We start from the raw sequence: 25,277 nt of genomic DNA, 5'->3' as shown, positions 1-25,277 counted from the left end.
CACGGAGACTTCACCCTTTGAGGGCAAGTCTGGCCTTTCAATACACCGCAGCTGCGGTGGTGTGGGGAGCTAGTTTCCTCTTCATGAAGATCGGGCTCGAAGGTCTGTCCTTCACGCAGGTAGTTCTGTGGCGCTTGGTCTTCGGTGCGCTCGCGCTGGTTCTCGTGTCATCGGTCAGCCGGATAGGCCTACCGAGGGACTTTCGCGTCTGGAAACACATGGCTTTTCTCGCAGCGACACAATGCATCGTGCCGTGGCTGCTGTTCAGTTGGGCGGAGCAAAACATGTCCTCGGGACTCGCGAGCATCTACAACGCCACCACACCACTGATGACTATGGCTGTCTCCCTTGCCTTTCTGCCGGGGGAGACGCTGACGCGATACAAATCGCTGGGGTTGCTTCTCGGATTCGGTGGGGTGCTGATCGTATTGGCGCCGTGGAATCTCGGCGTCGGCGGAAATGTCAGTTCTCAGGTCGCTTGCCTGGGAGCGACTGCGTCGTACGGGATTTCGTTTGTCTACCTCAGACGTTTCGTGCTTCCTCTCGGCGTCGACACCCGCACAGTCGCGCTATTACAGATCAGTATCGGAGCTTTCGTGATGGTTCTGGCCTCACCGGTCATCGCAAACACGCCGATGCTCCTGACGCCGGCAGTTGTCCTGTCGATGATCGCTCTGGGCGCACTGGGGACCGGGCTCGCATTCATCTGGAACACCAATGTCGTTCAGGGGTGGGGGCCGACTGCGGCGTCCACCGTCACTTACCTCAGTCCAGTGGTGGGCGTCGCTCTCGGCGCAATAGTCTTGAACGAAAGCGTTGGCTGGAATCAGCCGGTTGGTGCACTCGCGGTGATCGCGGGAATCCTGGTGACCCGACGTGCAACCCGATCTGTCACAGCGGCGGCGTCAGTAACCACTCCGTCTTCTGTTCGCCGTCCCAGCGCCTGATCGCGCCGCTGCGCCCGTGAATCACGTCGTTACCGACCAGGGCAATGGCTTCACCCAGACATGCAGGTTCGACGCGTCGGGCGAGCGTCACATGAGGAGTCCACCCGCCGGGCTCGACGTGGGCGGGAAGCGCCGTCGAACCAACGGTTGCCTCGGCTATTTCTCGGTGCAGGTGAAGGAGTGCGCGCGAAGGAATGACCGAGCGCGCCAAGACCATCTGCTTGCCGCCGAACACGATGTAGCCACCGAGTCGGACCTCGAAGTCCGGGGCCGAGAAGCGCCGCTTCAACAGTCCGTCGACCTCCGCGGGGATCTCACGGGCGACGAACAGTGTGATGTGCGGACGGTTGGACGGGCTGTGATGAGAGGCCTGACTGGGTAAACCGGCGTCGGCGAGAAGCTGCCACTGTGCTCGGACTGCCGACTCACTCACCGGATCGAGGAGCAATTCCACCGACTGGACCATGGTGAGCAATGATTGCCTGATGACAGGTGCGAGCGCAATCGGTACTTCGGCCATGCGGCTGGGACTCATGCACGGCGACGGAATCGGCCACGAAATCGTCCCGGCGACACGGCAGATCGTGGATGCGGCGTTGTCAGCGGTTCATGCTCCGCCCGTCGAGTGGGTCGAGCTTCCGCTCGGGAGTACGGCCATCGACACTCACGGCACGCCGATTCCCGACGAAACCATCGATGCGTTGGGGCAGCTGCAGGGTTGGATTCTCGGACCCCACGACAGTGCGTCCTATCCGGAGAGGTTTCGCGGACAACTCACACCCGGCGGCGTCATCCGGAAGAAGTTCGAGCTGTTCGCGAACATTCGGCCGGCAGCGGCGTTCCCCGGTGTCAAGGCAATGGTCCCCGACATGGATCTGGTGATCGTCCGCGAGAACACCGAGGGGTTGTACGCGGATCGGAACATGGCAGTCGGCAGCGGCGAGTTCATGCCGACGCCCGACATCGCGCTGGCCGTCGGTGTGTTCACCCGCGCTGCGTGTGAACGGATCGCACGCACTGCCTTCGCGTTGGCGTCGCGACGGCGCAATCACGTCACGATCGTCCACAAAGCCAACGTCCTCACACTGACCACCGGCCTGTTCCGTGACGCCTGCCGAACAGTCGCTGCGGAGTACCCACACGTAGTCGTCGACGACGAGCACGTCGACGCGATGGCGGCGCACCTGGTTCGGCGCGGCGGCGACTTCGATGTCGTGGTGACCGAAAACATGTTCGGCGACATCTTGTCGGATCTGGCGGGCGAGCTGTCCGGTTCACTCGGAACCGCGCCGTCGATCAACGCTTCCGAGACGCAGGTCATGGCTCAGGCTGCGCACGGTGCCGCACCCGACATCGCCGGGAAGAATCGGGCGAACCCGACGGCACTGTTCCTCTCGAGTGCAATGATGCTCGACTGGCTCGGTGATGCGCGTGGCGATCGGTTGTTGTCTGCGGCAGCACGCCGGATTTCAGATGCCGTTCGCACGACCATCGCGTCGGGCATCGCGACCGCCGACCTCGGCGGTTTGGCATCGACCAGCGAATTTTCCGAAGTCGTGTACGCACACACTCTGCGTCGCTGATTCTTGTACGACAGGCCGGAATCTTGCGAAGTCGGCGACGGTGGAACTCCTGCCGTAACCTACCGTTCGACTGAATTTCGGATGGACGTTGCAAGTGCGGCGATCGACGAGTGGAGAGCAGAGTCGTGGTCGATGAAAACGCACGGGCACCAAGGCCACGTAGCGTGAGTTATGGCTCGAGCAGTGGCGGGCGTATCCGCGCCAACGTGGTGCGAGTGTTGTTGGTGGGCTTGATCGTCGCACTGTGCGGCGGGTGTGTGACCAACAACGAGGGCCTCGTTCCGGAGGGGCCGCCACTTGACATCCAGAAGGTGCCCGAGATCGCCGCCCTGTTGCCCCCGAACGTCAGGGAGTCGGGCAAGCTGCAGGTCGGGGTCAACATTCCTTACGCACCAAACGAATTCAAAGATGAGAATGGCAAAATCGTCGGCTTCGACGTCGACATCATGAACGCAGTGGCAACTGTGCTCGGGGTCGAAGCTGTCTATAACCAGGCCGACTTCGACAAGATCATCCCCGCTATCCAGTCGGGAAGCTACGACCTCGGCATGTCTTCGTTCACCGACTCCAAGGAGCGGGAGAAGTCGGTCGACTTCGTCACGTACTACAGCGCAGGTATCCAGTGGGCTCAGCGGCCGGACAATCCCGTGGACCCGAACAATGCGTGTGGGTTGCGAGTGGCGGTACAGACCACAACTACCGAGGACATCGACGAAGTACCCGCCAAGAGCGAGGCATGCGTTGCTGCGGGCAAGCCGCCCATCGAGAAGATCAAGTACGACAGTCAGGACGATGCGGCCAACGCACTCATCCTGGGTCGAGTCGACGCGTTGTCTGCGGATTCACCGGTGACCGGCTACGCGATCAAACGGAGTAAGGGGCGGATGGAAGCTGCGGGTCAGCCCTTTGATTCCGCGCCGTACGGCTGGCCGATCGTGAAGGGTTCCGCCCTTGGTCCCGCCCTGCAGCAGGCAATGCAGTACCTGATCGACAACGGCGTCTATCAACAGATCGCGCAGACCTGGAGTGTCGAGGCCGGCGTCATCGAAGTATCCAAGATCAACGGCGCGGAAAGCTGATGAACATGACAACAACTGAGACTGGCGATCCGGCGCCGATCAAGGCGATCCCACTGCGCAGACCGGGCCGATGGGTCGCAGCAGTCGTGGTGGTGGTCCTGGTAGGGCTCTTTATCTACGGTTCGGCGACCAATGAACAGTTCGGCTGGGCGACTTACCGCCAGTACCTCTTCGACGCTCGAATTTCGAAGGCCGCCTGGGTCACCATTCAACTGACAATTCTGTCGATGGCAGCCGCGATCGTTCTGGGCATCGTCCTCGCGGTAATGCGGCTGTCGCCGAACCCGGTGCTGAAGTCCGCTGCCTGGGTGTATTTGTGGGTCTTCCGCGGCACGCCCGTTTACGTCCAGCTCGTCTTCTGGGGTCTCTTCCCCTCCATATACAAGAGCATCGATCTCGGCGTTCCGTTCGTCCATCAGTTCGTGCATTTCGACATGCAGGATCTCCAGGCGGCGTTTCTCTTCGCAGTCATCGGACTCGCATTGAACGAGGCGGCGTACATGGCCGAAATCGTCCGTGCAGGTATCGCCTCGGTCAACGAAGGTCAGACCGAAGCGTCAGTGGCTTTGGGAATGACGTGGGGCCAGACGATGCGGCGAACGGTCCTTCCCCAGGCGATGCGGGTGATCATCCCACCGACCGGCAACGAATTGATCAGCTTGCTCAAGACGACTTCGCTGGTGACCGCAGTGCCGTTGAGTACCGAACTCTACGGACGAGCGAGAGACATATCCGGTGCAAATTTCGAGCCGATCCCACTCTTGATGGTCGCGGTTACGTGGTACCTCGCAATGACCAGTGTTCTCATGGTCGGCCAGTACTACGTCGAACGCCACTATTCGAAAGGGTCGACGAGGACGCTCACCACTCGCCAGCTTCAGGCACTCGCCGACGCACAGGGCAAAGAAACGGTAGTGGAGACACTCCCGGATATTCCAGGAGGAGAACGCAGATGACACCGATGGTCAAGGCAGACCGGGTCTGTAAGAACTTCGGCGCGCTCGAGGTTCTCAAAGGGGTCTCACTCGAAATCGATCCCGGCCAAGTTCTGTGCCTCGTCGGGCCGTCCGGGTCGGGCAAGTCGACGTTCTTGCGCTGCATCAATCACCTCGAGCAGGTCAACGCCGGCCGACTGTACGTCGACGGCGACCTGGTGGGCTACTCGGAGAAGAACGGAAAACTGTACGAACTTCACCCGCGAGCAGCGGCCAAACAGCGCCGCGACATCGGGATGGTGTTTCAGCACTTCAATCTGTTCCCACACCGCACCGCTCTCGAGAACATCATCGAAGCGCCGACGCAGGTGAAGCGCGTCAGTAAGAAGAAGGCTGTCGAACGAGCGAAGGACCTCCTCGATCAGGTCGGGTTGAGCGCCAAAGCCAACGCCTACCCGGCCCAGTTGTCGGGTGGTCAGCAGCAAAGAGTTGCCATCGCCCGCGCACTCGCGATGGACCCGAAGCTCATGCTGTTCGACGAGCCGACGTCCGCGCTCGACCCCGAACTGGTCGGTGAAGTTCTCACCGTGATGAAGCAGTTGGCCAAAGAAGGCATGACGATGGTGGTCGTCACCCACGAGATGGGTTTCGCCCGCGAGGTCGCCGACCAGTTGGTGTTCATGGACGGGGGAGTTGTGGTCGAGGCAGGCGAGCCGCGGGAACTCCTGGCCAATCCTCAGCACGACCGGACCAAGGCTTTCCTGTCGAAGCTGCTGTAGCCGTCAGGGTTTGACGGCGCTGAAAATTGCAGTGCCCGGAAAGAGTTGGCCGCGCAGGGGACTCCACTGTCCCCATTCGCGGTCCAACCACTCCGGCCATTCGGGCTCGATGATGTCGCGCACCTGAAGTCCGGCGGCGACGATCTCACGAACCCGGTCGCCGATGGTGCGGTGATGCTCGACGTAGGTGGGGACTCCGTTGTCATCGACCTCGACATACGGGGTGCGGTCGAAGTAGGGGAGGGTCGCGGTCAAGCCCTTCGGCCCGGGATCGTCGGGGAAGATCCATCGAATCGGATGGTTGACGGCAAAGACCCACGATCCGCCGGGACGCAGAACCCGGGCGACTTCGTTCATCACTCGCTGCGAATCGGCAACGAACGGGACGGCGCCGAACGCGGAACAGACGATGTCGAAACTCTCGTCGGCAAACGGCAGGAGTTCCGCACTTGCCTGAATCAACGGGACTGCCGGTCCGCCAGCATTCATCGCGTCCTGCCCGCGGGCGAGCATCCCCATCGAGATGTCGAGACCGACGGCCCGAGCACCATGTCCGGCGAGCCATCGGGCACACGGTGCCGAGCCGCAACCCACTTCCAATATGTCTTTGTCGACTATGTCGCCGAGCAAGTGGTGATCGCCCTCGTGCAGCCCTTCGGGGCACCAGACGAATTCACCTTCCGCGCTGTTCACGCCCAGAAACTCGCCGTGGGTTCGGTGGTAATCGTCGGCGTCGGCGTCCCACCACGCACGGCTGGCGCGGTCGCTGGCACTCGAATCGACACGGACTCGGCCGACGCCGCTGGTACCGAGAATGGAATTGGCAGCGGCATGGCGCTCGTCAGACATGAACAACACAGTAGAACGGGTGATGCGGGCGCAGGGTACCCGGGTTTGCCCGGCAAGATAGCCGACGCGTAGTCTTACTCACGCGAGTGTCTGTCATCCGACCGATTGTCTATACGAGATCTTTACCAAGGTCTCGGAATCAGTCGGACCGAGGGAGCTCGCGGTGCGCTTCCGCGGTGTGGAATGTGATCCGGTATTCGGTTGTTCGTTATTGATGCAGCTGGGTACTTCGATCTAGTACTTCACAAAGTACTTCCAACATTTGTACGCCACAGTTGCGCATCTCGTCCGACAAAATCCATCAACCGACCACAACTCGTCCGGAGCAATTCAACATATGCCCTCCACAACCGTCACCTCGCCGCAGGTTGCCATTAACGACATTGGCTCCGCCGAGGACTTCCTCGCCGCCATCGATGCCACGATCAAGTACTTCAACGATGGCGACATCGTCGAAGGAACCATCGTCAAGGTCGACCGCGACGAGGTTCTGCTCGACATCGGTTACAAGACCGAAGGCGTCATCCCTTCTCGTGAGCTCTCCATCAAGCACGACGTCGACCCCAATGAGGTCGTCTCCGTGGGAGATGCGGTCGAGGCTCTCGTCCTCACCAAGGAGGACAAAGAAGGTCGACTGATCCTGTCGAAGAAGCGCGCTCAGTACGAGCGTGCCTGGGGCACCATCGAGGAGCTCAAGGAGAAGGACGAGGCCGTCAAGGGCACCGTCATCGAGGTCGTCAAGGGCGGTCTCATCCTTGACATCGGTCTTCGTGGCTTCCTCCCCGCTTCGCTCGTCGAAATGCGTCGCGTCCGCGACCTCCAGCCGTACGTCGGCAAGGAGATCGAGGCCAAGATCATCGAGCTCGACAAGAACCGCAACAACGTGGTCCTGTCGCGCCGCGCATGGCTCGAGCAGACTCAGTCCGAGGTTCGCAGCGAATTCCTGCACCAGCTCCAGAAGGGCCAGGTCCGCAAGGGCGTCGTGTCCTCCATCGTCAACTTCGGTGCATTCGTGGACCTGGGCGGCGTAGACGGTCTGGTTCACGTTTCCGAGCTGTCTTGGAAGCACATCGATCACCCGTCCGAGGTTGTCGAGGTCGGCACCGAGGTCACCGTCGAGGTTCTCGACGTCGACCTGGACCGCGAGCGCGTCTCCCTGTCGCTCAAGGCAACGCAGGAAGATCCGTGGCGTCAGTTCGCCCGCACGCACGCCATCGGCCAGATCGTGCCCGGCAAGGTCACGAAGCTGGTTCCGTTCGGTGCATTCGTGCGCGTCGAAGAGGGAATCGAAGGCCTCGTTCACATCTCGGAGCTCGCTGAGCGCCACGTCGAGGTTCCGGACCAGGTTGTCGGCGTCGGCGACGATGCACTCGTCAAGGTCATCGACATCGACCTCGAGCGTCGTCGTATCTCGCTGTCGCTGAAGCAGGCCAACGAGGATTACAACGCCGAGTTCGATCCGTCCAAGTACGGCATGGCCGACTCGTACGACGAGCAGGGCAACTACATCTTCCCCGAGGGCTTCGATCCCGAGACCAACGAATGGCTCGAGGGCTTCGACAAGCAGCGTGAAGAGTGGGAGAACCGCTACGCCGAGGCTGAGCGTCGCCACAAGATGCACACCGCTCAGATGGAGAAGACCGCTGCAGACGAGGCCGCTGAGGCTGCCACCGCTGCTGCCGGCTACTCCTCGGAGACGGCTGCTGCAGACGACGCCGAGGCTCCGGCTGCTGCCGGCTCCGCTCCGGCCGAGTCCGCTGGCGGATCGCTTGCCAGCGATGCACAGCTCGCCGCACTTCGCGAGAAGCTGTCGGGCAACGCATAAGGATTACCGCTTGATCTGATCAGGCGAGATCTGTGAAGAACCCCGCCCCTGCACGTGCAGGGGCGGGGTTCTTTTCTCTGCCAGGTGTCACTTGCGAGCGAAGAATCAATTCAGTGAGTGAACACAAAAATGACCGGCACCGAAGGGTTGCCGGTCATTTTGTACTTCGTGAAGAGAACTCAGTTTGCGGGAGCAGGCACCCAGTAGGTGGCGGTCGCTTCGGCTGTGCGCTTACGCATCGACGCGAAGCTGTGTCGGCCTTGGCTCACGAGCATCGTGAACCATGTACGACGGTGCTCTGCCAGGGCAAAAGCAACTTCGGGAAACTCTATGCAGTGCACGCCGTTCGGCATTCCGAGGCGGTGCTGACCGTGATGGTCGCGATCTGCTCGCATGGCGTCCACTTTCTCGAGAAGGTGCAGGTACAGGTGCGTTCGCTAGAACATAACCGCACGGTCACCGAAATTGTGGTATTTGAGCCTCGAACGCCCCGGCGTGTTCGATCAGTAGGCGTGTCTGAATCTCTCGGGCGCGGAGATGAGAGACTGTCGAGTGTGTTGAGAGTTGGCCTCACTGGAGGCATCGGAGCCGGTAAGTCGACAGTGTCGAAAATCCTCAGCGAACTGGGAGCCGTCATCGTCGACGCCGACCTGATCGCCCGAGAAGTGGTCGAGCCCGGTACTCCGGGACTTGCCGCTCTGGTCGATGCATTCGGCGACGGGATTCTGTCCGAGGACGGCAGCCTCAACCGACCCGCGCTAGCGTCGTTGGCGTTTGCCGACGACACGTCACGCGGAACTCTCAACGGCATCCTCCACCCACTGATCGGTGCGCGGACGATGGAGCAGATTTCGTCTGCGCCGTCGGATGCAGTGCTCGTTCAAGATATTCCGCTGTTGGTCGAGGGTTCGATGGCGCCGGCATTCAATCTGGTCGTCATCGTTTACGTCGACGAGGAGGAACGAGTTCGGCGCTTGGTGGGCTCGCGCGGCATGCCTGAATCCGACGCTCGTGCGCGCATCGCAGCGCAGGCAAATGACGATCAGCGTCGTGCTGTTGCCGACGTGTGGCTCGACAACAGCGGAGAGCCGGGTTCACTCGACGACGTGGTCCGCGACTTGTGGGCGAATCGACTTGTTCCCTTCGAGAAGAACCTCCGCGAGGGCACGGTAGTGCGCGCACTGCCCGAGCTGACTCCAGCCGACCCGTCGTGGCCGGCGCAGGCCGAACGAATCATCGGCCGGTTGTCGTTGGCGTCCGGTGACCGTGCGCGCCGTATCGATCACATCGGATCGACCGCAGTGCCTGGTCTCGATGCCAAGGACGTGATCGACATTCAGATCACTGTCGAGCACCTCGGCGTTGCCGACGACCTCGCGGAAGATCTGGCCGCTGCCGGGTTCCCCCGGATCGAGCACATCGTCGCTGACGACCCGAAACCGTCGTACCTCGGTGGCGAGACCGATCCGGCGGTGTGGGCGAAGCGAATTCACGGAAGCGCCGATCCAGGGCGCCGCGCGAACATCCACATTCGGGTGGATGGTTGGCCGGGTCAGCAGTTCGCGATCCTCTTCCGTGACTGGCTTCGCGCCGACGCAGCGGCGCGTGCCGAATATGCCGAACTCAAGGTCAAGGCAGCCGAGAGTGCCGCCGGCATCGACGACTACGCCGCTGCGATCGATGCCTACCTGGGAGTCAAGACGCCGTGGTTCGACGCCGCTTTCCACCGGGCATGGGAGTGGGCCGAGAAATCAGGCTGGTCCCTCTAACCACTCAGCGCCACGTGACCGGCATGCCCACCGAGGTGAGCCAGGCGTCGAGATCGTGACCGTGGGCGGCGATGCCCTCGATAGCGCGGGCCGCGTTCAGCATCGCACGCTCTGACGTCTTCGGGTCGAGAATCCCGGCGGTGTTCGCCTCGAGCAATTCGTCGACGTCGAGCAATTCGACGCTGCGTCCGGTCTGCACGATCAGGTCGAGGTAGTGGTCCTCGGACGTCCAGACCTGGTCGCCGCGGATGAAGTCGCCGATGTCGACATAGAAATCCCAGTCTCGGATGTGTTCCGGGGTGAAGTGCAGGATCGACGCCCGAATTCCGAGTTCGGGAATGATCCAGGACTCCAGGTAGTGAAACCGGGGATGGTCGGCGTGGCGCGCCATGTACAGCCCCCACGGTTCTTCGCGGTAGTGCTCGACCGGGCGAACGAAGCCCTTGGGATCGACGTTGGTGTGAGCTGCGATGTCGAAGGTTTCGACCTTCGGCCGGTGAATGTGGGGACGTTCCTCGCTCATGGTCGAAGAACCTACCGCCGAACTGCATTTTCGGCTGAACGCGGACGAGCGGGCATTGTGTCGGTAGGTGCGCTTACCCTGGTTTCATGGCGTTTGCTTCCGAACATCCCGTGGTCGCGCATTCCGAGTTTCGGCCGGTTGGTGACATCGAGCGCTCAGACGCGCGCTTCGAGGTCGTCAGCCCGTACGAACCGGCAGGCGATCAGCCGGCAGCTATCGCCGAGCTGGAGAAACGGATCAACGAGGGGGAGAAGGACGTAGTCCTCCTCGGTGCGACCGGTACCGGTAAGTCGGCCACGACTGCGTGGTTGATCGAGAAGCTGCAGCGCCCAGCTCTGGTGATGGCTCCGAACAAGACTTTGGCGGCTCAGCTCGCGAACGAGCTTCGGGAAATGCTACCCAACAACGCGGTCGAGTACTTCGTCTCGTACTACGACTACTACCAACCCGAGGCGTACATCGCCCAGACGGACACCTACATCGAGAAGGATTCGTCCGTCAACGACGATGTCGAGCGGCTGCGCCACTCGGCGACGTCCAGCCTTCTGTCACGACGGGACGTGGTCGTGGTGGCCTCGGTGTCGTGCATCTACGGCCTCGGTACACCGCAGTCGTACCTCGATCGCTCGATTCAGCTGGACGTCGGTGTGGAGGTGCCGCGGGATGCGTTCCTGCGTCTGCTCGTCGACGTTCAGTACAACCGCAACGACATGGCGTTCACGCGAGGTTCGTTCCGCGTGCGCGGCGACACGGTCGAGATCATTCCGTCGTACGAAGAGCTGGCGGTCCGCATCGAATTCTTCGGTGACGAGATCGAGGCACTGTACTACCTCCATCCACTGACTGGTGACATCGTTCGCCAGGTCGACACGGTTCGTATCTTCCCGGCGACGCACTACGTCGCCGGCCCTGAACGCATGGAGCGTGCCGCCAAGGACATCGAGGCGGAACTCGAAGAGCGACTCGCCGAGCTCGAAGGCAAGGGCAAGCTCCTCGAGGCTCAGCGTCTGCGCATGCGTACGCAGTACGACCTCGAGATGATCAAACAGGTCGGATTCTGCTCCGGCATCGAGAACTACTCGCGCCACATCGACGGCCGTGGCCCTGGAACTGCCCCCGCAACCTTGATCGACTACTTCCCGGAAGATTTCCTTCTGGTCATCGACGAGTCGCACGTGACGGTTCCTCAGATCGGCGCCATGTACGAGGGCGATATGTCGCGCAAGCGAAACCTGGTCGAGTTCGGATTCCGGCTACCGTCGGCAACAGATAACCGCCCTCTGACTTGGGAAGAATTCAGTCAGCGGATCGGTCAGACCGTCTACTTGTCGGCGACACCAGGTAAGTACGAGTTGGGTCAGTCCGGCGGTGAGTTCGTCGAGCAGGTGATCCGCCCGACCGGATTGATCGATCCCGAGGTCATCGTCAAACCCACCAAGGGACAGATCGACGATCTCGTTCACGAAATCCGCGAGCGAGCGGAACGTGACGAGCGTGTGCTGGTCACGACGTTGACCAAGAAGATGTCGGAAGATCTGACCGATTACCTGCTCGAACTCGGTATTCGCGTCCGCTACCTGCACTCGGATATCGATACGCTCCGGCGAGTCGAGTTGCTCCGTCAGCTCCGCCTGGGGGAGTACGACGTGCTGGTCGGCATCAACCTCCTGCGTGAGGGACTCGACCTTCCCGAGGTGTCGCTGGTCGCGATTCTCGATGCCGACAAAGAAGGTTTCCTACGTAGCTCCACCAGCCTCATTCAGACGATCGGCCGAGCGGCTCGAAATGTATCCGGTCAAGTGCATATGTATGCGGACAAGATCACCGCTTCCATGGCGCAGGCCATCGAGGAAACCGAGCGACGACGCGAGAAGCAGGTCGCCTACAACGAGAAGATGGGCGTCGACCCACAACCTCTACGCAAGAAGATCGCGGACATTCTCGATCAGGTGTACGAGGAGGCAGAGGACACTGCGGCGTCCGTGGACGTCGGTGGTTCGGGTCGCAATGCGACGCGTGGTCGGCGTGCGCAGGGTGAGGCCGGTCGTGCGGTCAGTGCGGGTGTGTACGAGGGGCGCGACACCAAATCGATGCCTCGGGCCGAATTGGCAGATCTGGTCAAGGAACTCACCGATCAGATGATGAACGCTGCACGTGACCTTCAGTTCGAGTTGGCTGGGCGATTGCGAGACGAAATCTCGGATTTGAAGAAGGAGCTTCGAGGAATGGACGCCGCGGGTCTCAAGTAGGTCGCCTCGCGTGCGTTCGTGCTTTCGACCGCTACGGTTTCAGGTATGGATGCACAGACTGCAGGCAAGACCGCGCGGACTCTCGAACTTCTCCATTCCTTGGCGTACTTCGTCCCGGAGACGGAGAAGGAACTTGTCGGCGTCGGGTTGGAGCCTGGCCGAATGGTGTACTTTGCCGGGCGATCAGCTCCGCTCGGCGCTCCACCCGCGACTGTCGTCACGGCCACCTTCTTCAACTTCAATCCTGAATTGATCGCCAGTGTCATCCCACGTGCCTGGGAATTGGCAAGGCCCACAGAGGTTGTCGCCGCGCGGTATCGGGCAATCGACGCGGCGTACGTCCGCCTGTTCGGTGCAGACGTGACAGGATCGGCGGACATGGCCGAGGCCGCCGAACTCGTGTCGATCGCTGCCCAGAACATTCCTGGAGTGGACGGCCGCCCTCTGTACGCGGGTTGGGCGTCGCTCGACTGGCCGGCCGAGCCGCACCTGCGTTTCTGGCACGCGCTGACACTGCTGCGTGAGTATCGCGGTGACGGCCACATTGCGGCCCTTCAGACCGCGGGATTGAACGGCCTGGACGCGTTGATCACGCACACCGCGACGGGAATCGGGTTTCAGCGCAAATTCGCGCAGACTCGTCGCGGATGGTCGCAGGAACAGTGGGACGAGGCCGTCGAGAGTTTGAAGGACCGCGAACTGCTGGATCGTTCGTCCGGTGCGCTGACCGAGGACGGGCAGGACTTGCGTGACGTCGTCGAAGACCTGACGGACGACCTCGCTTTGGCTCCGTGGGATGCGCTGGGTGAGGAGGGTGCCAAGCGGTTGCTGGAATTGGCGACGCCGTGGCGTACCGCCCTGGTCGAGCAGGAAGTATTTCCGGCGGCGCTGTTCGGGCCCCGCTTTGGCAAACTTCGCTGAGTGGTCACCACCGAACAAATGTGTCTGTGACGAAGAATCACATTCACTGTGGGCTTGTGGCGTGTACTGCAAATAACACTATCCGCGGCACAATCCCGCTAATGTCAGCGCAGCGGTTGTCGAGCGGGCGCAACAGCGTTGCGCCCGGTGCCGGCCGTACCGTCCGTCCCGTAACCATGGAGGAATGAATGAGTGCCTACCGGACCGTTGTCGTAGGAACCGATGGCTCCGAGTCGTCACTGAAGGCAGTCGACAGAGCTGCCGCCATTGCCAGTGGCTCGGACGCTCAGCTCGTCATCGCGTGTGCGTACTACCCGGCTGATCCCAAGGACGTGAGCGCTGCCGCTGATGCGTTGGGTAACGAGGCCTACCAGGTCACCGGTTCCGCTCCGACCTACGAGATCCTTCGCACCGCTCGTGAGCGCGCACATGCCCAGGGGGCAAAGGATGTTGTCGAGCGCGCCGTCGTCGGCGCTCCCGTCGAATCGCTTCTCGCTTTGCTCGACGAGGTGAAGGGCGACTTGCTGGTCGTCGGAAATCGCGGATTGAACACGTTGACCGGGCGTCTACTCGGATCGGTGCCTTCCGATGCCGCTCGCAAGGCGACGTCCGATGTCCTGATCGTGCACACCGTTCGCTGAACTACCGGCAGTAGTCGGCCTCGGCCGCATCGACGAACACTTCAGCCAGCTGATCGGCGCTGGGGGGTGTTGTCGATGCGGCCGAGCCGTTTCCGGAGGTGACCATTGGTTCGCTTGCTCCGTTCAGCGATACCGCCCGCAGATTCGCGATGATCATCGCTCGATCCGTTCCGGCCGCGAGCTGCTGGCAGACGCCGTCACCGAGCGCCTGCAACATGTCGTCGGAAAAGGCGGGCGTGACCCCGGTAGACGCAAGCGCCGCCCGCAGCCTTTCTGCCTCGTCTACCGGTTTTTCGGTCGGTGCGGCAGCAACAGCAGCGATGTCGTCGCTGCCTGCAGCAGCCGTCGAACTCGAATCATCCTCTGAGCAACCGGCTGTCACCGCCGCAAGCATCCCGACGCCGATCACCACGCGAGCGATCTTGCGGATGGGTGCGGCGGAACTTGCGGGCAGGCCAAGCACGAGGGGTCATTCCTTCAGTCGTCGACACAAATTGGAGTGACACCACCATTCGTGGTGTCACGCACGAACCTACTCCGTGATGCTCACGAATCGAAGGCCAACTCTGCTGCTTCGACGCCGTCGAGAACCGAGGGGAGCGACTCGACGTGAATGATGCCGAGCCTCTGGGTAGCGCGGGTCAATGCGACGTAGAGGTCGTTCATTCCGCGTGGTGACTCGTCGAGAATGTCGGCAGGTTCGACGATCAACACTGTGTCGAACTCGAGTCCCTTGACGTCCTTGACGGACAGGACGCTTACGGTGTCACTCGCAATGCCCGCCAGATCGGCAACGACCTCGGAACCGGCGATCACTGCGGTGATACCGGGATGCGACTCGGACTCGATGCAACGGCGCACGGTCGATTCCAATTCTTCGGCCGTGGTCTTGAGCGCCCACGGCGCGAATCCGCTGTCGCGTACCGACCGGGGCACGGATTGCTCCGGGTCGATCTCTTCGAGCACACGGTGCGCGACATCCATGATCTCCGAGGGAGTTCGGTAGTTGACGGTCAGTTCGGTGAGCTTCCAGCGCTTGGCGACGTAAGGCTCGAGAATCTTCTGCCAGGACGAAGTTCCCGCGGGATCACCGGTCTGAGCTGTATCGCCGACCAACGTCATCCAGCGATTCGGTATGCGCCGCATCAGCATTCGCCACGCCATTTCGGAGAGCTCTTGGGCTTCGTCGACGATCACGTGACCGTAGGTCCAGGTTCGGTCGCCGGCAGCGCGTTCTGCCGTGGTCTGGCGCTGGCCCTGATCGTGGCGTTGGGCGAGTTGGCTGGCGTCGATCAAGTCGTACGCCATCAAGATCTCGGGATCCATCTCGTCTTCGAGATCCTGTGGTGCAGAGCCGGTGAGGATGTCGAGGGCGCCCTGAGCGTCGGCGATCTGCGCGCGCCATTCACGTTGTGCGCGTTCGCGTTCGGCGGCGTCGTCGACGCCGAGAATCTCGGCCAGTTCGTCGAGCAGGGGAGCATCGGCCGCACTGAAACCCGGTCCGACGCTCTGCAGAAGCTCGTCGCGTTGGGCGTCGTCGAGTTGCGGTGCTGCCTTGGCCAACCGCGCCGGCGACGTCCACAGTTCCGCGAGGATTTGCTGCGGCGACAATTCGGGCCACAGCTTCGCGATGGCGGACATGATGTCCGGGTCCTCACGCATCTCGTCGCGAATGTCGGCGATGTCGTCCCGACTGAGGAGTGACCCACCGTCGACGAGGTTTCCGCCGATGAGTTCGGCCATCTGCAGTGCCAACGCCTCGATGACTGCTGCCACGAAGATCGGGCGCGCCAGGTTGTGTGGGCGACGCGACGACCGAGCACGCCCGCGCGCCTTCGTGACAGTCTTGCGATCCAGTTTCAAGTCGTACGTGTCGAATCGAAGGGTTATCGGCTTCGACGGAACTTCCTGCCGATCCCGGACGGCGTTCTTGAGTACGTCGAGGATCGCGAGGGAACCCTTGATCTCACCGGCGGCGAGGGAATCCGTACGAGTCGCACGCACTCCGGGATACAGGTCCCCGATCGTCGAGAGCAGAACTCCGGTCTCGCCGAGTGAAGGAAGGACCTGGCTGATGTAGTCGAGGAACGTCGCGTTCGGCCCGATGATGAGAACACCGGCCTTGGCCAGTTGCTGACGGTAGGTGTAGAGCAAGAAGGCGGCACGGTGAAGGGCGACTGCGGTTTTACCGGTACCCGGACCGCCCTGGACGACCAAAACGCTCTTGTGCTCGGAGCGGATGATGGCATCCTGCTCACTCTGAATGGTCTCGACGATGTCGTTCATCTGACCCGTACGCGCTGCGTTCAGAGCGTCCAGGAGAGCGCTCTCACCGGCGACGCCGCCGGCTTCGGTCACCACGCCGGCGGCGCGGGCCGCGTCGAGGTCCAGATATTCGTCGTTGATGCCGGTGACTGTGCGGCTCCGACTGCGAATATGGCGTCGCCGCTTCACGCCCTCAGGTGCCGCGGGCGTCGCCAGATAGAACGGGCGCGCCATCGGAGCTCGCCAGTCGAGGAGCAGCGTTTCGTAGTCGTTGTCGGTGTCCAGGATTCCCAGTCGGCCGACGTAGCGTCGCTCGTCGTCGAAGTCGATGCGTCCGAAACACATTCCGTTCTCGGCTGCGTCGTACTTGGCGAGATCCTCGGTGTACATGGCGTTGAAGGATTCGCGTTCACTGCGTGCTTGCGGGGTTCCGCCGGTCTCGAGGAGGACCGTGCTCAAGCGAGTTTGGGCATACTTTCGAAGATCGTCGAGACGGGAGTACAACATCGTCACGTACTGCTGCTCGAGCTCTTGCTCGTTCAGTGACGGGTCCGCGTCGGGCAAAGGATCTCCTAGGCTTGATGAGAAATTCACGCGCTGCAAAAGCGCCAAGACAGTCTAGTTCCCCCAGATGAACTGCCGCATAGATACAGGTCAGGCCACCCGAAGGTGGCCTGACCTGTCTTTCGGTGCACTCAGTGCGTCAATTCGTCCTTCTTGGCGCGAGCCTTTTCGAGCGCCTTCTCGGCGCGCTTGCGAGCACGCTTACCCAGCACCTCGGTTTGCTCCGACGCCGTTTCGGCCCACTCGTTGCTCTTCTCGAGGGCGAGTTCGGCGAACTCGGAGCTGCGCTTGCTCGCCAGCTCTGCCAGTTCGGCGCTGCGCTCGCGTGCGGTCTCGGCCAGTTCGGAGCCGCGCTTCTGCGCGACTTCGAGGATGTCCGGGCCGCGTTCTTTGGCGACCTCTCCGAATTCCGCGGCTCGCTTGCTCGCGATCTCCGCGAACTCGGAGCTGCGCTCCTTGGCAAGTTCGAGCCAATCCGTGCCGTGTGCCTTCGCGGTTTCGGCAAGTTCGGAACCGCGTTCGGACGCCACCGACAGAGCGTGTTCGACGCGATCGCTCGTGTGATCGGTCTGCGATGCGACCAATGGAAGTGCTGCGGCGATAGACGCCTGGGCCTTCTTCGCGGCGCGGCGGCCACGCCAGCCGAGCGACGGCTTGCCCTCGGTGTCGACGGAGGCGATCATCAGTCCGCCGAGCAAGCTGACGTTCTTGATAAAGTTTGTGCGCTGCATCGCTCGCAGTGACGGATCGGTTTCGTTCCAGAAGTCGTGACCGGCAAGCGTGGTCGGTACCAGGCTCCCCGCGAGCACCAACGACGCGAGCCGCGGCGCCTTGCCGGTGGCCAGCAGGGCACCGCCGCCGATCTGGACGGCGGCGTTGATCTTGACGAGTGTTTCCGGATCAGCAGGCACCTTCTGCGTCACTGCTCCTGGCAGCGTCTCGACGGATTTGTCGATCAGCGGTGACGCTTTGGCTGCTCGCTGAGCGGGGTTGCGCAAAGCATCGATTCCCCCGGCGATGAAGATCGTGGAAAGCAGTGGACGAGCAATTCGACGTACCAGCATGTTTCAAGCCTCCCGATGTAGGTTCGTTTTCCACCCTAGCGATCTCACAAGGAATTGGTCCGCTTCGGCGATCCCGGCACGCCTGACCCGGTCGCCGGATTCCTGGTCGCCGAAGCGCGCTGTACTGCGACGATGACTTCTCCACTGATCCGGACACACCGTCCTGAAGTATCCGTTACCGCGTATCCGCATACGGCGTGTTCGAAGGTGTCACAGTATGCGCACCGTTCGAGCACGATGGTGTTGTGACCACCAAGATGACTCAGAACTTCGGCTCGACCCTTCCCACCGGCTGGGGACAGCTGTCGGACGAGGAGAACGAGAGAAACTGGGCGATCTTTCGTGACCGCTTTGGGTTCACGCCCGGCATCGACGCACGATCTTGGCCCGCCATCGCCGAGCCCATCCCGTCTGTGGTCTTCGATTTGGGTGCGGCGCCAGCTGCGACTCCAGGGGCGTGGGCCGCTCGCGTGGATGCGATCAACGCCGAAGCGTTGCGCTGTTTTGTCACCGATTGGAACGACGATCCCAACTTCGTCGTTCTGGATTGGCAGCATCCGGGCTATACCTTCGACGCGGAGGCACACGCTGCTGCGAAGGAGCTTGCGGAGTGGCGTGTCCCGGTCTATCCGAACGGTGACTACTACATATTCAGTCGGGACGACTTCACGGAAGGGACCTTCGGCCATCCGTGGGAACGCACGCTGTGTGTGTTCGGGGAACGGATGGTCGAAGGACTGGGCCGGACTCTGTCGACCTGGCTTCCGCGACTTCGAGTCAACGGTGAACAGGTCGACAGCCAAGTCGGTTAGCGGGGTCCAGTACGGAACAGGTGAAACGTCACCAACCGCGTTCGCGCCACTCCGCCAGGTGCGGGCGCTCGGCGCCGAGCGTCGTGTCCTTGCCATGCCCGGGGTAGACGACGGTCGCGTCGTCGTACCTTCCGAACAGCTTGTTTTCCACGTCGTCGAGCAGAGAAGTGAACTTCTCGGGGTCGGCGGTCTTGCCTACTCCGCCGGGGAAGAGTGAGTCGCCGGTGAAGAGGTGAACCTGTCCGCTCGGTTCGGTGAGAGCCAGCGCGATGGAGCCGGGCGTGTGGCCGGACAGGTGAATGACGTCGAGGCTCAAGTTGCCAACGGTCACCTTGTCGCCGTCTTCGAGGAGCACGTCCGGGGTGACGGGAAGGACCTCTGCGTCGAGGGGGTGCGCGGCGGTCGGCACCTTGGTTGCGGCGTGAACGTCTTCGAGGGCCAACCAGTGATCGCCGTGCTGGTGGGTGGTGACGATGGAATCGAAAACAGGTGCTTCCTGTTCGATAAGCGCGATGATCTTCTCGGCTTCGTTGGCCGCATCGATCAGGAGAGATTTCCCGGTCGTGGAACAGACGACGAGGTAAGTGTTGTTGTCCATGGGGCCGACCGACATCTTCGTGATGACGGCGCCTTCGACTGTGCGCCGCTGAGGGGCAGAATCGGGGGAGACCTGACCGGTGTAGGAGTCGTCGATCACGATGGGCTGATTCGTCATGAAACGCAGGCTACCTTCGAATAGGGGCAGGTAGAGCGATGGGCTCGCCTGGTGAGAAAAACGTGTCGGTGGCTCGGCCTACGATGACGATCGCTCGAGGACTCGCGTTTGCGAGGCCACTCGAGACTTCTCCGGGGGGACGGCCCCGGACGATTGACAATGAAGGGAATTGGTGTGGCGGATCGCCTGATCGTGCGGGGTGCGCGTGAGCACAATCTGCGAGGAGTCGATCTCGACCTCCCGCGAGACAGCCTGATCGTCTTCACCGGGTTGTCCGGCTCCGGCAAGTCCAGCCTCGCGTTCGACACGATCTTCGCCGAAGGTCAGCGCCGCTACGTCGAGTCGCTCTCGGCATACGCGCGTCAGTTCCTCGGTCAGATGGACAAGCCGGATGTGGACTTCATCGAGGGATTGTCTCCTGCGGTGTCGATCGACCAGAAGTCGACCAACCGCAACCCCCGTTCGACGGTGGGCACCATTACCGAGGTCTACGACTACCTCCGACTTCTCTATGCCCGCGCAGGTTCGGCGCACTGCCCGGTGTGTGGTGAGAAGATCGCACGTCAGACGCCCCAGCAGATCGTCGACCAGGTGCTCGAGATGGAGGAGGGCATCAAGTTCCAGGTCCTCGCACCAGTGGTCCGTACTCGTAAGGGCGAGTTCGTCGATCTCTTCGATCAGCTCAACACCCAGGGCTACTCGCGAGTGCGCGTCGACGGTGTCGTCCATTCGCTGGCGGATCCGCCGAAGCTCAAGAAGCAGGAAAAGCACGACATCGAAGTAGTGGTCGACCGATTGCAGGTCAAGGCGAGTTCGAAGCAGCGCCTGACCGACTCGGTCGAGACCGCACTTCGCTTGGCTGAAGGCATCGTGGTCCTCGACTTCGTCGACCGTGAAGAAAATGCACCTGATCGTGAGCGTCGTTTCTCCGAGAAGCTGGCCTGCCCGAATGGCCACGCACTCGCGATCGACGATCTCGAACCGCGCTCGTTCTCCTTCAACTCGCCCTACGGCGCCTGCCCGGAATGCACCGGCCTCGGTATCCGCAAGGAGGTCGACCCGGATCTGGTGGTTCCCGATCCCGACCTGAGTCTCGAAGACGGTGCAATCGCGCCGTGGTCGATGGGCCAGAGTTCCGAGTACTTCGGACGGTTGCTGTCCGGCCTCGGCGACATTCTCGGATTCGACATGAAGACGCCGTGGAACAAGTTGCCGGCGAAGGCCCGCAAAGCAATCCTCGAAGGCAGTGAGGAGCAGGTTCACGTCCGGTACAAGAATCGGTACGGCCGTACCCGTTCCTACTACGCGGAGTTCGAAGGTGTGATGCCGTTCTTGCACCGCCGGCTCGAACAGACCGAATCCGATCAGATGAAGGAACGCTACGACGGGTACATGCGCGACACCCCGTGCCCGGCGTGTGGTGGTGCTCGCCTGCGCCCCGAAATCCTGTCGGTAACTATCGCGGCTGGGGACTTCGGCAGTAAGTCCATCGCCGAGGTCTGTGAACTGTCGATCTCCGATTGCGCGGACTTCTTGAACAGCCTCACTCTCGGCTCGCGCGAAGAGGCGATTGCGGGTCAGGTCCTCAAGGAAGTTCAGGCACGACTCGGGTTCCTGCTCGACGTCGGCTTGGAATACCTTTCCCTCTCGCGTGCCGCTGGCACGTTGTCCGGTGGCGAGGCCCAGCGAATCCGCTTGGCAACGCAGATCGGTTCCGGACTCGTCGGCGTGCTGTATGTACTCGACGAGCCGTCCATCGGCCTGCATCAGCGTGACAATCGACGACTGATCGAAACCCTGACGCGCTTGCGCGACCTCGGCAACACGCTGATCGTCGTCGAGCACGACGAAGACACGATCCGCACGTCCGACTGGGTAGTCGACATCGGACCGTACGCCGGCGAGCACGGCGGCAAGGTCGTCCACAGCGGGCCATACGAAGAACTGCTGACGTGTGAAGAATCTCTGACCGGCGCCTACCTGTCAGGTCGTAGCTTCATCGAGGTTCCGGCCATTCGTCGACCGGTGGACCGCAAACGCCAGGTCACGGTCGTCGGAGCTCGCGAGCACAATCTCGACGGCATCGACGTGAGTTTCCCGCTGGGTGTTCTCACCGCTGTCACCGGTGTCTCCGGTTCGGGCAAGTCGACGTTGGTCAACGACATTCTCGCGACCGTCATGGCGAACAAGCTCAACGGTGCACGCCAGGTACCTGGGCGTCACACACGAATCAACGGTCTCGATCAGCTGGACAAGCTCGTGCAGGTCGATCAGTCTCCGATCGGCCGGACTCCACGATCGAACGCGGCGACGTACACCGGCGTGTTCGACAAGATCCGAACCCTGTTCGCGGCCACCACGGAAGCGAAAGTCCGCGGTTACCAGCCCGGCCGATTCTCGTTCAACGTCAAGGGCGGACGCTGCGAGGCGTGCTCCGGCGACGGAACGCTGAAGATCGAGATGAACTTCCTGCCGGATGTGTACGTGCCCTGCGAGGTGTGCCACGGCGCCCGGTACAACCGCGAAACGCTCGAGGTCCACTACAAGGGCAAGTCGATCGCGGAGGTACTCGACATGCCTATCGAGGAAGCAGCCGAGTTCTTCCAGCCGGTCACCTCAATTCACCGGTACCTCAAGACGCTGGTCGACGTCGGCCTGGGCTATGTCCGACTGGGTCAGCCGGCTCCGACTCTGTCCGGTGGTGAAGCGCAGCGCGTCAAGCTCGCCGCCGAATTGCAGAAGCGGTCCACCGGTCGCACGGTGTACATCCTCGACGAGCCCACCACGGGTCTGCATTTCGAGGACATCCGCAAGCTCCTGATCGTGATCAACGGTCTGGTGGACAAGGGCAACAGCGTGATCGTGATCGAGCACAATCTCGACGTGATCAAGACGTCGGACTGGGTCGTCGACATGGGACCCGAGGGTGGATCCGGCGGCGGAACCGTTGTGGCGCAAGGTACGCCGGAAGACGTTGCCGCGGTCCCCGAGAGCTACACGGGCAAGTTCCTCAGTGAGGTTCTCACCGCACAGCACGCGCCGGTCAAGGCCAAGCCGATCACCAAGAAGCGTGCGACGAAGGCAGTTGCCGCAAAGAAGGCCGCGCCACGGAAGAAAGCCGCTTCCGTGAGCTAGTAGAACGTGAGCAAGTAGAAGTCGGTCAGTGATGCCGGGTCGGAATCCGATCCGGCATCACTGCTTTGTCGATCAGGAAGCGGCGGCCTCGAGGATCACCTGGGCGACGTCTTCGGGGCGCGACCACATCGGCCAATGGCCGGTCGGGAGGTCGACGTACGTCACGGGGAGTTTCGCTAGTTCGGCGGCCATCGGATGACCTCCGTCGGCCATCTGGGCGATCACCGCGGAGGGGAACGTGCTGCAAACGACGGTTGACGGCACCTGGTAGCGCTTTTCGTTCGTCAGGACAATCGGCTCACGCGCGGGCCCAGCCGGTTCGGGGACCGCGTTGGCGCGGAACGTCTCCAGAGCTTTCTCGTCGAGTCCTTCGAGGCTGCTGCCGTCCGCTTCGAGCTCTGCCCACGTGGGGAGCGGAATCTCGATGACATCGGAAGCCAGATCCGGTCGCAGCGCTGCGCCGTCGGGCATGGGGCCCGAGTCGACGTAGACGATCCGAGCGACGCGATCCGGGATGCGATCGGTGACGGCGTACCCCACCGGGCCGGCGCCGCTGTGTACGACCAAGACCGTGCGCTCGTCGGAGTCCGATACGGCGTCGACGACTGCACGGACGTGAGCGTCGAAGGTGACCGCTGATCGATCTGTGTCTACTGCGTCGAGCCCGGGCAGTGTCAGGCTGGTCACGCGGGTGTCGGAACGTTCGAGGTGTGGGAGTACTGCATCCCAAGCCCATGAACCGAGCCAGAATCCGGGAACAAGAACGATGTGAGTTTTCATGTACTCACAGTGCACCCGGGTTGGTGACAACAGAGTGTCACCAATTATGTCACCGTTTGGTATCGGAATCTGAGACACTGGTGAACGTGAATCGAGCTGCGAGATTGCATGCTCTCGTCGAGGAACTTCGGCGACAGGGCGATCGAGGGACTACGTGCTCCCGATTGTCCGAGGAATTCGGTGTCACCACCCGGACGATCAAGAGGGATATCGAGACGCTGATGATGTCGGGTGCGGCGATCGAAGCGCGCTCAGGCCCCGGGGGTGGTTACCGACTCGTAGGTCGCGCCACGCTACCGCCGGTGAATTTCACTGTTCCGCAAGCAGTTTCGATCGCGTTGGCCTTGACGGCGATGGGTGATGCTCCGTTTGCGCCGGATGGACGAGCAGCGCTGGCGAAACTGCTCGATGTGATGGACGAGGAGAGTCGTCGCAAGGTCGCGGAGCTCGGTGGCCGCGTGTGGATTCGCGGTGACGGCGGGGCTCTGACGGATTCGCGCGCGAACCGGCAGGCCGTCGAGCAAGGTCTCGAGCAGAGTCGCGTCGTGTCGTTGCACTACGTGGATGGGGACGGTGCGGAGACGGTGCGGGCAGTTGAGCCGCACATTCTGGCGCAGGACCGTGGGCAGTGGTTTCTCATCGGCTGGTGTCGCCAGCGCGACGCGGTGCGGTGGTTTCGACTCGATCGAATGCGTCGGGCCACGCTGACGAACGATCACTTCACACCACGCGATTCGACCGTCTTCGGGCAACCGCCCGAAGACGCTCGGCCTGTTTCTCCCCGTAGGTGAGTGACTCAGTCGATCATGTTGCGGGCTGCGGCAACGGAATCCGTGATCAGTTCGGTCAGGGCCGTCATATCGACGTCGCTCAGCCGTTTGACGTACAGGCAGCCCTTGCCGATTTTGTGCTTGCCGAGGCGAGCGAGCGTGTCGGTGTAGTCGTCGAAGTTCAGCGACAAGTACAACGTGAGCGCGGTGGCCCTGGGGGAGAACCCGATCAGTGGGGTGTCACCTTCGTGGCCACTCGCATATCGGTAGTGCCGTGCCCCGAATCCGATGATGCTCGAGCCCCACATGACAGCAGGCTCGCCGGTTGCGGCCGACAGCAGGGAGATCAGCTCCACGGCGTCGGCGCGTTTGCGGTCGTCGACGCGTGAAATGAATGCGTCGACGTCCTCGGGCGTCGGTTGAGTCTTGTTGGCGGTTGCCAACTCAGTAGACCGGACCGGTGAACTTCTCGCCCGGTCCCTTTCCTGGCTCGTCCGGGTGCGAGGACGCCTCACGGAATGCGCGCTGCAGGGCTTGGAGGCCTTCACGGATGGGTCCGGCATGAGGGCCGAGGTATTCGACCGACGCAGTCACGAGTCCGGCAAGTGCCGTGATGACGCGACGCGCTTCGTCGAGGTCCAGGTAGGGGCTGGAAGACGGATCGGCGTCGGAGAGGCCGAGTTTTTCGGCAGCCGAACTCATCAGCATCACTGCAGCGCGGCTGATGACCTCGACCGCGGGAACTTCGGAGAGTTCGCGGACGTCGGGGTTCGCGCCGTCGGTGTTCTGTTCTGCCTCGAAGTTCTCACTCATGGATGTAAGGATTCCATCAGGCCGTGACGGTGTTGAATCGGGCCTCTCCCGGCAGCACTGGGAGCGGCACCGATTTCTTTCATCTGTGGCGACCTGTTACTCTTGTTGCAACGACCGCCTCCGACTTGTTCGGGGGCAGCAAGTGGAGTCCGACTCCCACCTCTGCGCGGCAGGTGAAACTGCAGTTCAGTGGTTCCGGTCACCTGTTATCGGAGATCATTCTTCGTCAGGTTCCTCGCTCAGTCGAGGAGATAGGTTT

24 protein-coding genes are annotated in these 25,277 nt (G+C 62.0%); 13 read left to right on the top strand and 11 right to left on the bottom strand.

From position 1 onward, the window contains the following. Positions 1-17 precede the first annotated feature (17 nt). Positions 18-947, top strand: a complete 930-nt coding sequence (locus PCS43_RS29185; RefSeq protein ID WP_209908765.1) for a DMT family transporter — start codon at positions 18-20, stop codon at positions 945-947. Here PCS43_RS29185 and PCS43_RS29180 read toward each other — a convergent pair. Then, positions 892-1,467: a 2'-5' RNA ligase family protein gene (locus tag PCS43_RS29180; protein ID WP_209908762.1), complete on the bottom strand. Its 576-nt coding sequence runs from the start codon at positions 1,465-1,467 to the stop codon at positions 892-894. The genes PCS43_RS29185 and PCS43_RS29180 overlap by 56 nt on opposite strands. On the opposite strand from PCS43_RS29180, the gene PCS43_RS29175 reads away from it, so the two are divergent. The 4 genes from PCS43_RS29175 (at position 1,433) to PCS43_RS29160 (ending at position 5,323) form a co-directional block, all read left to right on the top strand. Continuing rightward, on the top strand, positions 1,433-2,530 hold the full coding sequence (locus PCS43_RS29175) for an isocitrate/isopropylmalate dehydrogenase family protein (protein WP_050656520.1): 1,098 nt from the start codon (positions 1,433-1,435) through the stop codon (positions 2,528-2,530). The two genes, PCS43_RS29180 and PCS43_RS29175, sit on opposite strands and share 35 nt — an antisense overlap. 206 nt (positions 2,531-2,736) lie before the next feature. Further along, positions 2,737-3,609, top strand: a complete 873-nt coding sequence (locus tag PCS43_RS29170; protein WP_007728735.1) for an ABC transporter substrate-binding protein — start codon at positions 2,737-2,739, stop codon at positions 3,607-3,609. Continuing rightward, positions 3,609-4,565 carry an amino acid ABC transporter permease gene (locus tag PCS43_RS29165; protein WP_003944035.1) on the top strand — a complete coding sequence of 319 codons (957 nt, stop codon included), beginning with the start codon at positions 3,609-3,611 and terminating at the stop codon, positions 4,563-4,565. The genes PCS43_RS29170 and PCS43_RS29165 overlap by 1 nt, the downstream gene beginning before the upstream one ends. Continuing rightward, a complete protein-coding gene (locus PCS43_RS29160; protein ID WP_003944053.1) occupies positions 4,562-5,323 on the top strand; it encodes an amino acid ABC transporter ATP-binding protein in 762 nt (253 codons plus the stop codon). The genes PCS43_RS29165 and PCS43_RS29160 overlap by 4 nt, the downstream gene beginning before the upstream one ends. Before the next feature lie 3 nt (positions 5,324-5,326). On the opposite strand, the gene PCS43_RS29155 is transcribed toward PCS43_RS29160, so the two are convergent. Then, entirely contained in the window at positions 5,327-6,172 is an 846-nt protein-coding gene (locus tag PCS43_RS29155) for a class I SAM-dependent methyltransferase (protein ID WP_007728737.1), read from the bottom strand. A gap of 337 nt (positions 6,173-6,509) precedes the next feature. Here PCS43_RS29155 and rpsA point away from each other — a divergent pair, with 337 nt between their 5' ends. Next, on the top strand, positions 6,510-7,997 hold the full coding sequence (gene rpsA / locus PCS43_RS29150; RefSeq protein WP_003944095.1) for a 30S ribosomal protein S1: 1,488 nt from the start codon (positions 6,510-6,512) through the stop codon (positions 7,995-7,997). Between the two features lie 179 nt (positions 7,998-8,176). On the opposite strand, the gene PCS43_RS29145 is transcribed toward rpsA, so the two are convergent. After that, on the bottom strand, positions 8,177-8,392 hold the full coding sequence (locus PCS43_RS29145; RefSeq protein WP_003944056.1) for a hypothetical protein: 216 nt from the start codon (positions 8,390-8,392) through the stop codon (positions 8,177-8,179). Between the two features lie 159 nt (positions 8,393-8,551). On the opposite strand from PCS43_RS29145, the gene coaE reads away from it, so the two are divergent. Continuing rightward, positions 8,552-9,766, top strand: a complete 1,215-nt coding sequence (gene coaE, locus PCS43_RS29140) for a dephospho-CoA kinase (protein WP_047272286.1) — start codon at positions 8,552-8,554, stop codon at positions 9,764-9,766. A 4-nt stretch (positions 9,767-9,770) separates the two neighbouring features. On the opposite strand, the gene PCS43_RS29135 is transcribed toward coaE, so the two are convergent. Further along, positions 9,771-10,289 carry a DUF402 domain-containing protein gene (locus tag PCS43_RS29135; protein ID WP_073513275.1) on the bottom strand — a complete coding sequence of 173 codons (519 nt, stop codon included), beginning with the start codon at positions 10,287-10,289 and terminating at the stop codon, positions 9,771-9,773. Between the two features lie 86 nt (positions 10,290-10,375). On the opposite strand from PCS43_RS29135, the gene uvrB reads away from it, so the two are divergent. The 3 genes from uvrB (at position 10,376) to PCS43_RS29120 (ending at position 14,100) form a co-directional block, all read left to right on the top strand. After that, complete coding sequence (gene uvrB, locus PCS43_RS29130) at positions 10,376-12,538, top strand: excinuclease ABC subunit UvrB (protein WP_007728743.1); 2,163 nt, start codon at positions 10,376-10,378, stop codon at positions 12,536-12,538. Positions 12,539-12,583: 45 nt separating this feature from the next. Then, positions 12,584-13,459, top strand: coding sequence for an SCO6745 family protein (locus PCS43_RS29125; protein ID WP_007728746.1), 876 nt, complete (start codon positions 12,584-12,586; stop codon positions 13,457-13,459). Positions 13,460-13,647: 188 nt separating this feature from the next. Beyond that, complete coding sequence (locus tag PCS43_RS29120; RefSeq protein WP_003944055.1) at positions 13,648-14,100, top strand: universal stress protein; 453 nt, start codon at positions 13,648-13,650, stop codon at positions 14,098-14,100. Position 14,101: 1 nt separating this feature from the next. On the opposite strand, the gene PCS43_RS29115 is transcribed toward PCS43_RS29120, so the two are convergent. The 3 genes from PCS43_RS29115 to PCS43_RS29105 form a co-directional block, all read right to left on the bottom strand. After that, the gene (locus PCS43_RS29115) at positions 14,102-14,563 is read right to left on the bottom strand and encodes a DUF732 domain-containing protein (RefSeq protein WP_003944104.1); all 462 of its coding nucleotides are present in this window, start codon (positions 14,561-14,563) and stop codon (positions 14,102-14,104) included. Between the two features lie 83 nt (positions 14,564-14,646). After that, positions 14,647-16,929 (bottom strand): HelD family protein, encoded by a 2,283-nt coding sequence (locus PCS43_RS29110; protein ID WP_050656522.1) that lies wholly within the window; start codon positions 16,927-16,929, stop codon positions 14,647-14,649. Between the two features lie 131 nt (positions 16,930-17,060). After that, positions 17,061-17,993, bottom strand: coding sequence for a DoxX family protein (locus PCS43_RS29105; RefSeq protein ID WP_003944048.1), 933 nt, complete (start codon positions 17,991-17,993; stop codon positions 17,061-17,063). A 245-nt stretch (positions 17,994-18,238) separates the two neighbouring features. Between PCS43_RS29105 and PCS43_RS29100 the strand changes: the two genes are divergently transcribed. Next, positions 18,239-18,805, top strand: a complete 567-nt coding sequence (locus tag PCS43_RS29100) for a DUF2716 domain-containing protein (protein ID WP_230793111.1) — start codon at positions 18,239-18,241, stop codon at positions 18,803-18,805. A 28-nt stretch (positions 18,806-18,833) separates the two neighbouring features. Here the strand turns inward: PCS43_RS29100 and PCS43_RS29095 are convergent, their stop codons facing one another. Further along, a complete protein-coding gene (locus PCS43_RS29095; RefSeq protein ID WP_030536735.1) occupies positions 18,834-19,520 on the bottom strand; it encodes an MBL fold metallo-hydrolase in 687 nt (228 codons plus the stop codon). Positions 19,521-19,694: 174 nt separating this feature from the next. Between PCS43_RS29095 and uvrA the strand changes: the two genes are divergently transcribed. Further along, complete coding sequence (uvrA, locus tag PCS43_RS29090) at positions 19,695-22,655, top strand: excinuclease ABC subunit UvrA (protein ID WP_024487477.1); 2,961 nt, start codon at positions 19,695-19,697, stop codon at positions 22,653-22,655. 72 nt (positions 22,656-22,727) lie between these two features. Here the strand turns inward: uvrA and PCS43_RS29085 are convergent, their stop codons facing one another. Further along, positions 22,728-23,435, bottom strand: coding sequence for an alpha/beta fold hydrolase (locus tag PCS43_RS29085; RefSeq protein ID WP_042450480.1), 708 nt, complete (start codon positions 23,433-23,435; stop codon positions 22,728-22,730). A gap of 80 nt (positions 23,436-23,515) precedes the next feature. Here PCS43_RS29085 and PCS43_RS29080 point away from each other — a divergent pair, with 80 nt between their 5' ends. Next, positions 23,516-24,226: a helix-turn-helix transcriptional regulator gene (locus PCS43_RS29080; RefSeq protein WP_047270467.1), complete on the top strand. Its 711-nt coding sequence runs from the start codon at positions 23,516-23,518 to the stop codon at positions 24,224-24,226. Positions 24,227-24,231: 5 nt separating this feature from the next. On the opposite strand, the gene PCS43_RS29075 is transcribed toward PCS43_RS29080, so the two are convergent. Both PCS43_RS29075 and PCS43_RS29070 read right to left on the bottom strand, forming a co-directional pair. Beyond that, positions 24,232-24,648: a DUF1801 domain-containing protein gene (locus tag PCS43_RS29075; RefSeq protein WP_003944044.1), complete on the bottom strand. Its 417-nt coding sequence runs from the start codon at positions 24,646-24,648 to the stop codon at positions 24,232-24,234. A gap of 1 nt (position 24,649) precedes the next feature. Then, positions 24,650-25,018 carry a DUF1844 domain-containing protein gene (locus PCS43_RS29070; protein WP_007736262.1) on the bottom strand — a complete coding sequence of 123 codons (369 nt, stop codon included), beginning with the start codon at positions 25,016-25,018 and terminating at the stop codon, positions 24,650-24,652. Between the last annotated feature and the right edge of the window lie 259 nt (positions 25,019-25,277).

The organism is Rhodococcus sp. C-2, assembly GCF_027854095.1.
Classification (GTDB): domain Bacteria; phylum Actinomycetota; class Actinomycetes; order Mycobacteriales; family Mycobacteriaceae; genus Rhodococcus_F; species Rhodococcus_F qingshengii.
The sequence above is the reverse complement of the archived record's forward strand: the minus strand, read 5'-3'. Positions and strand labels throughout refer to the sequence as shown.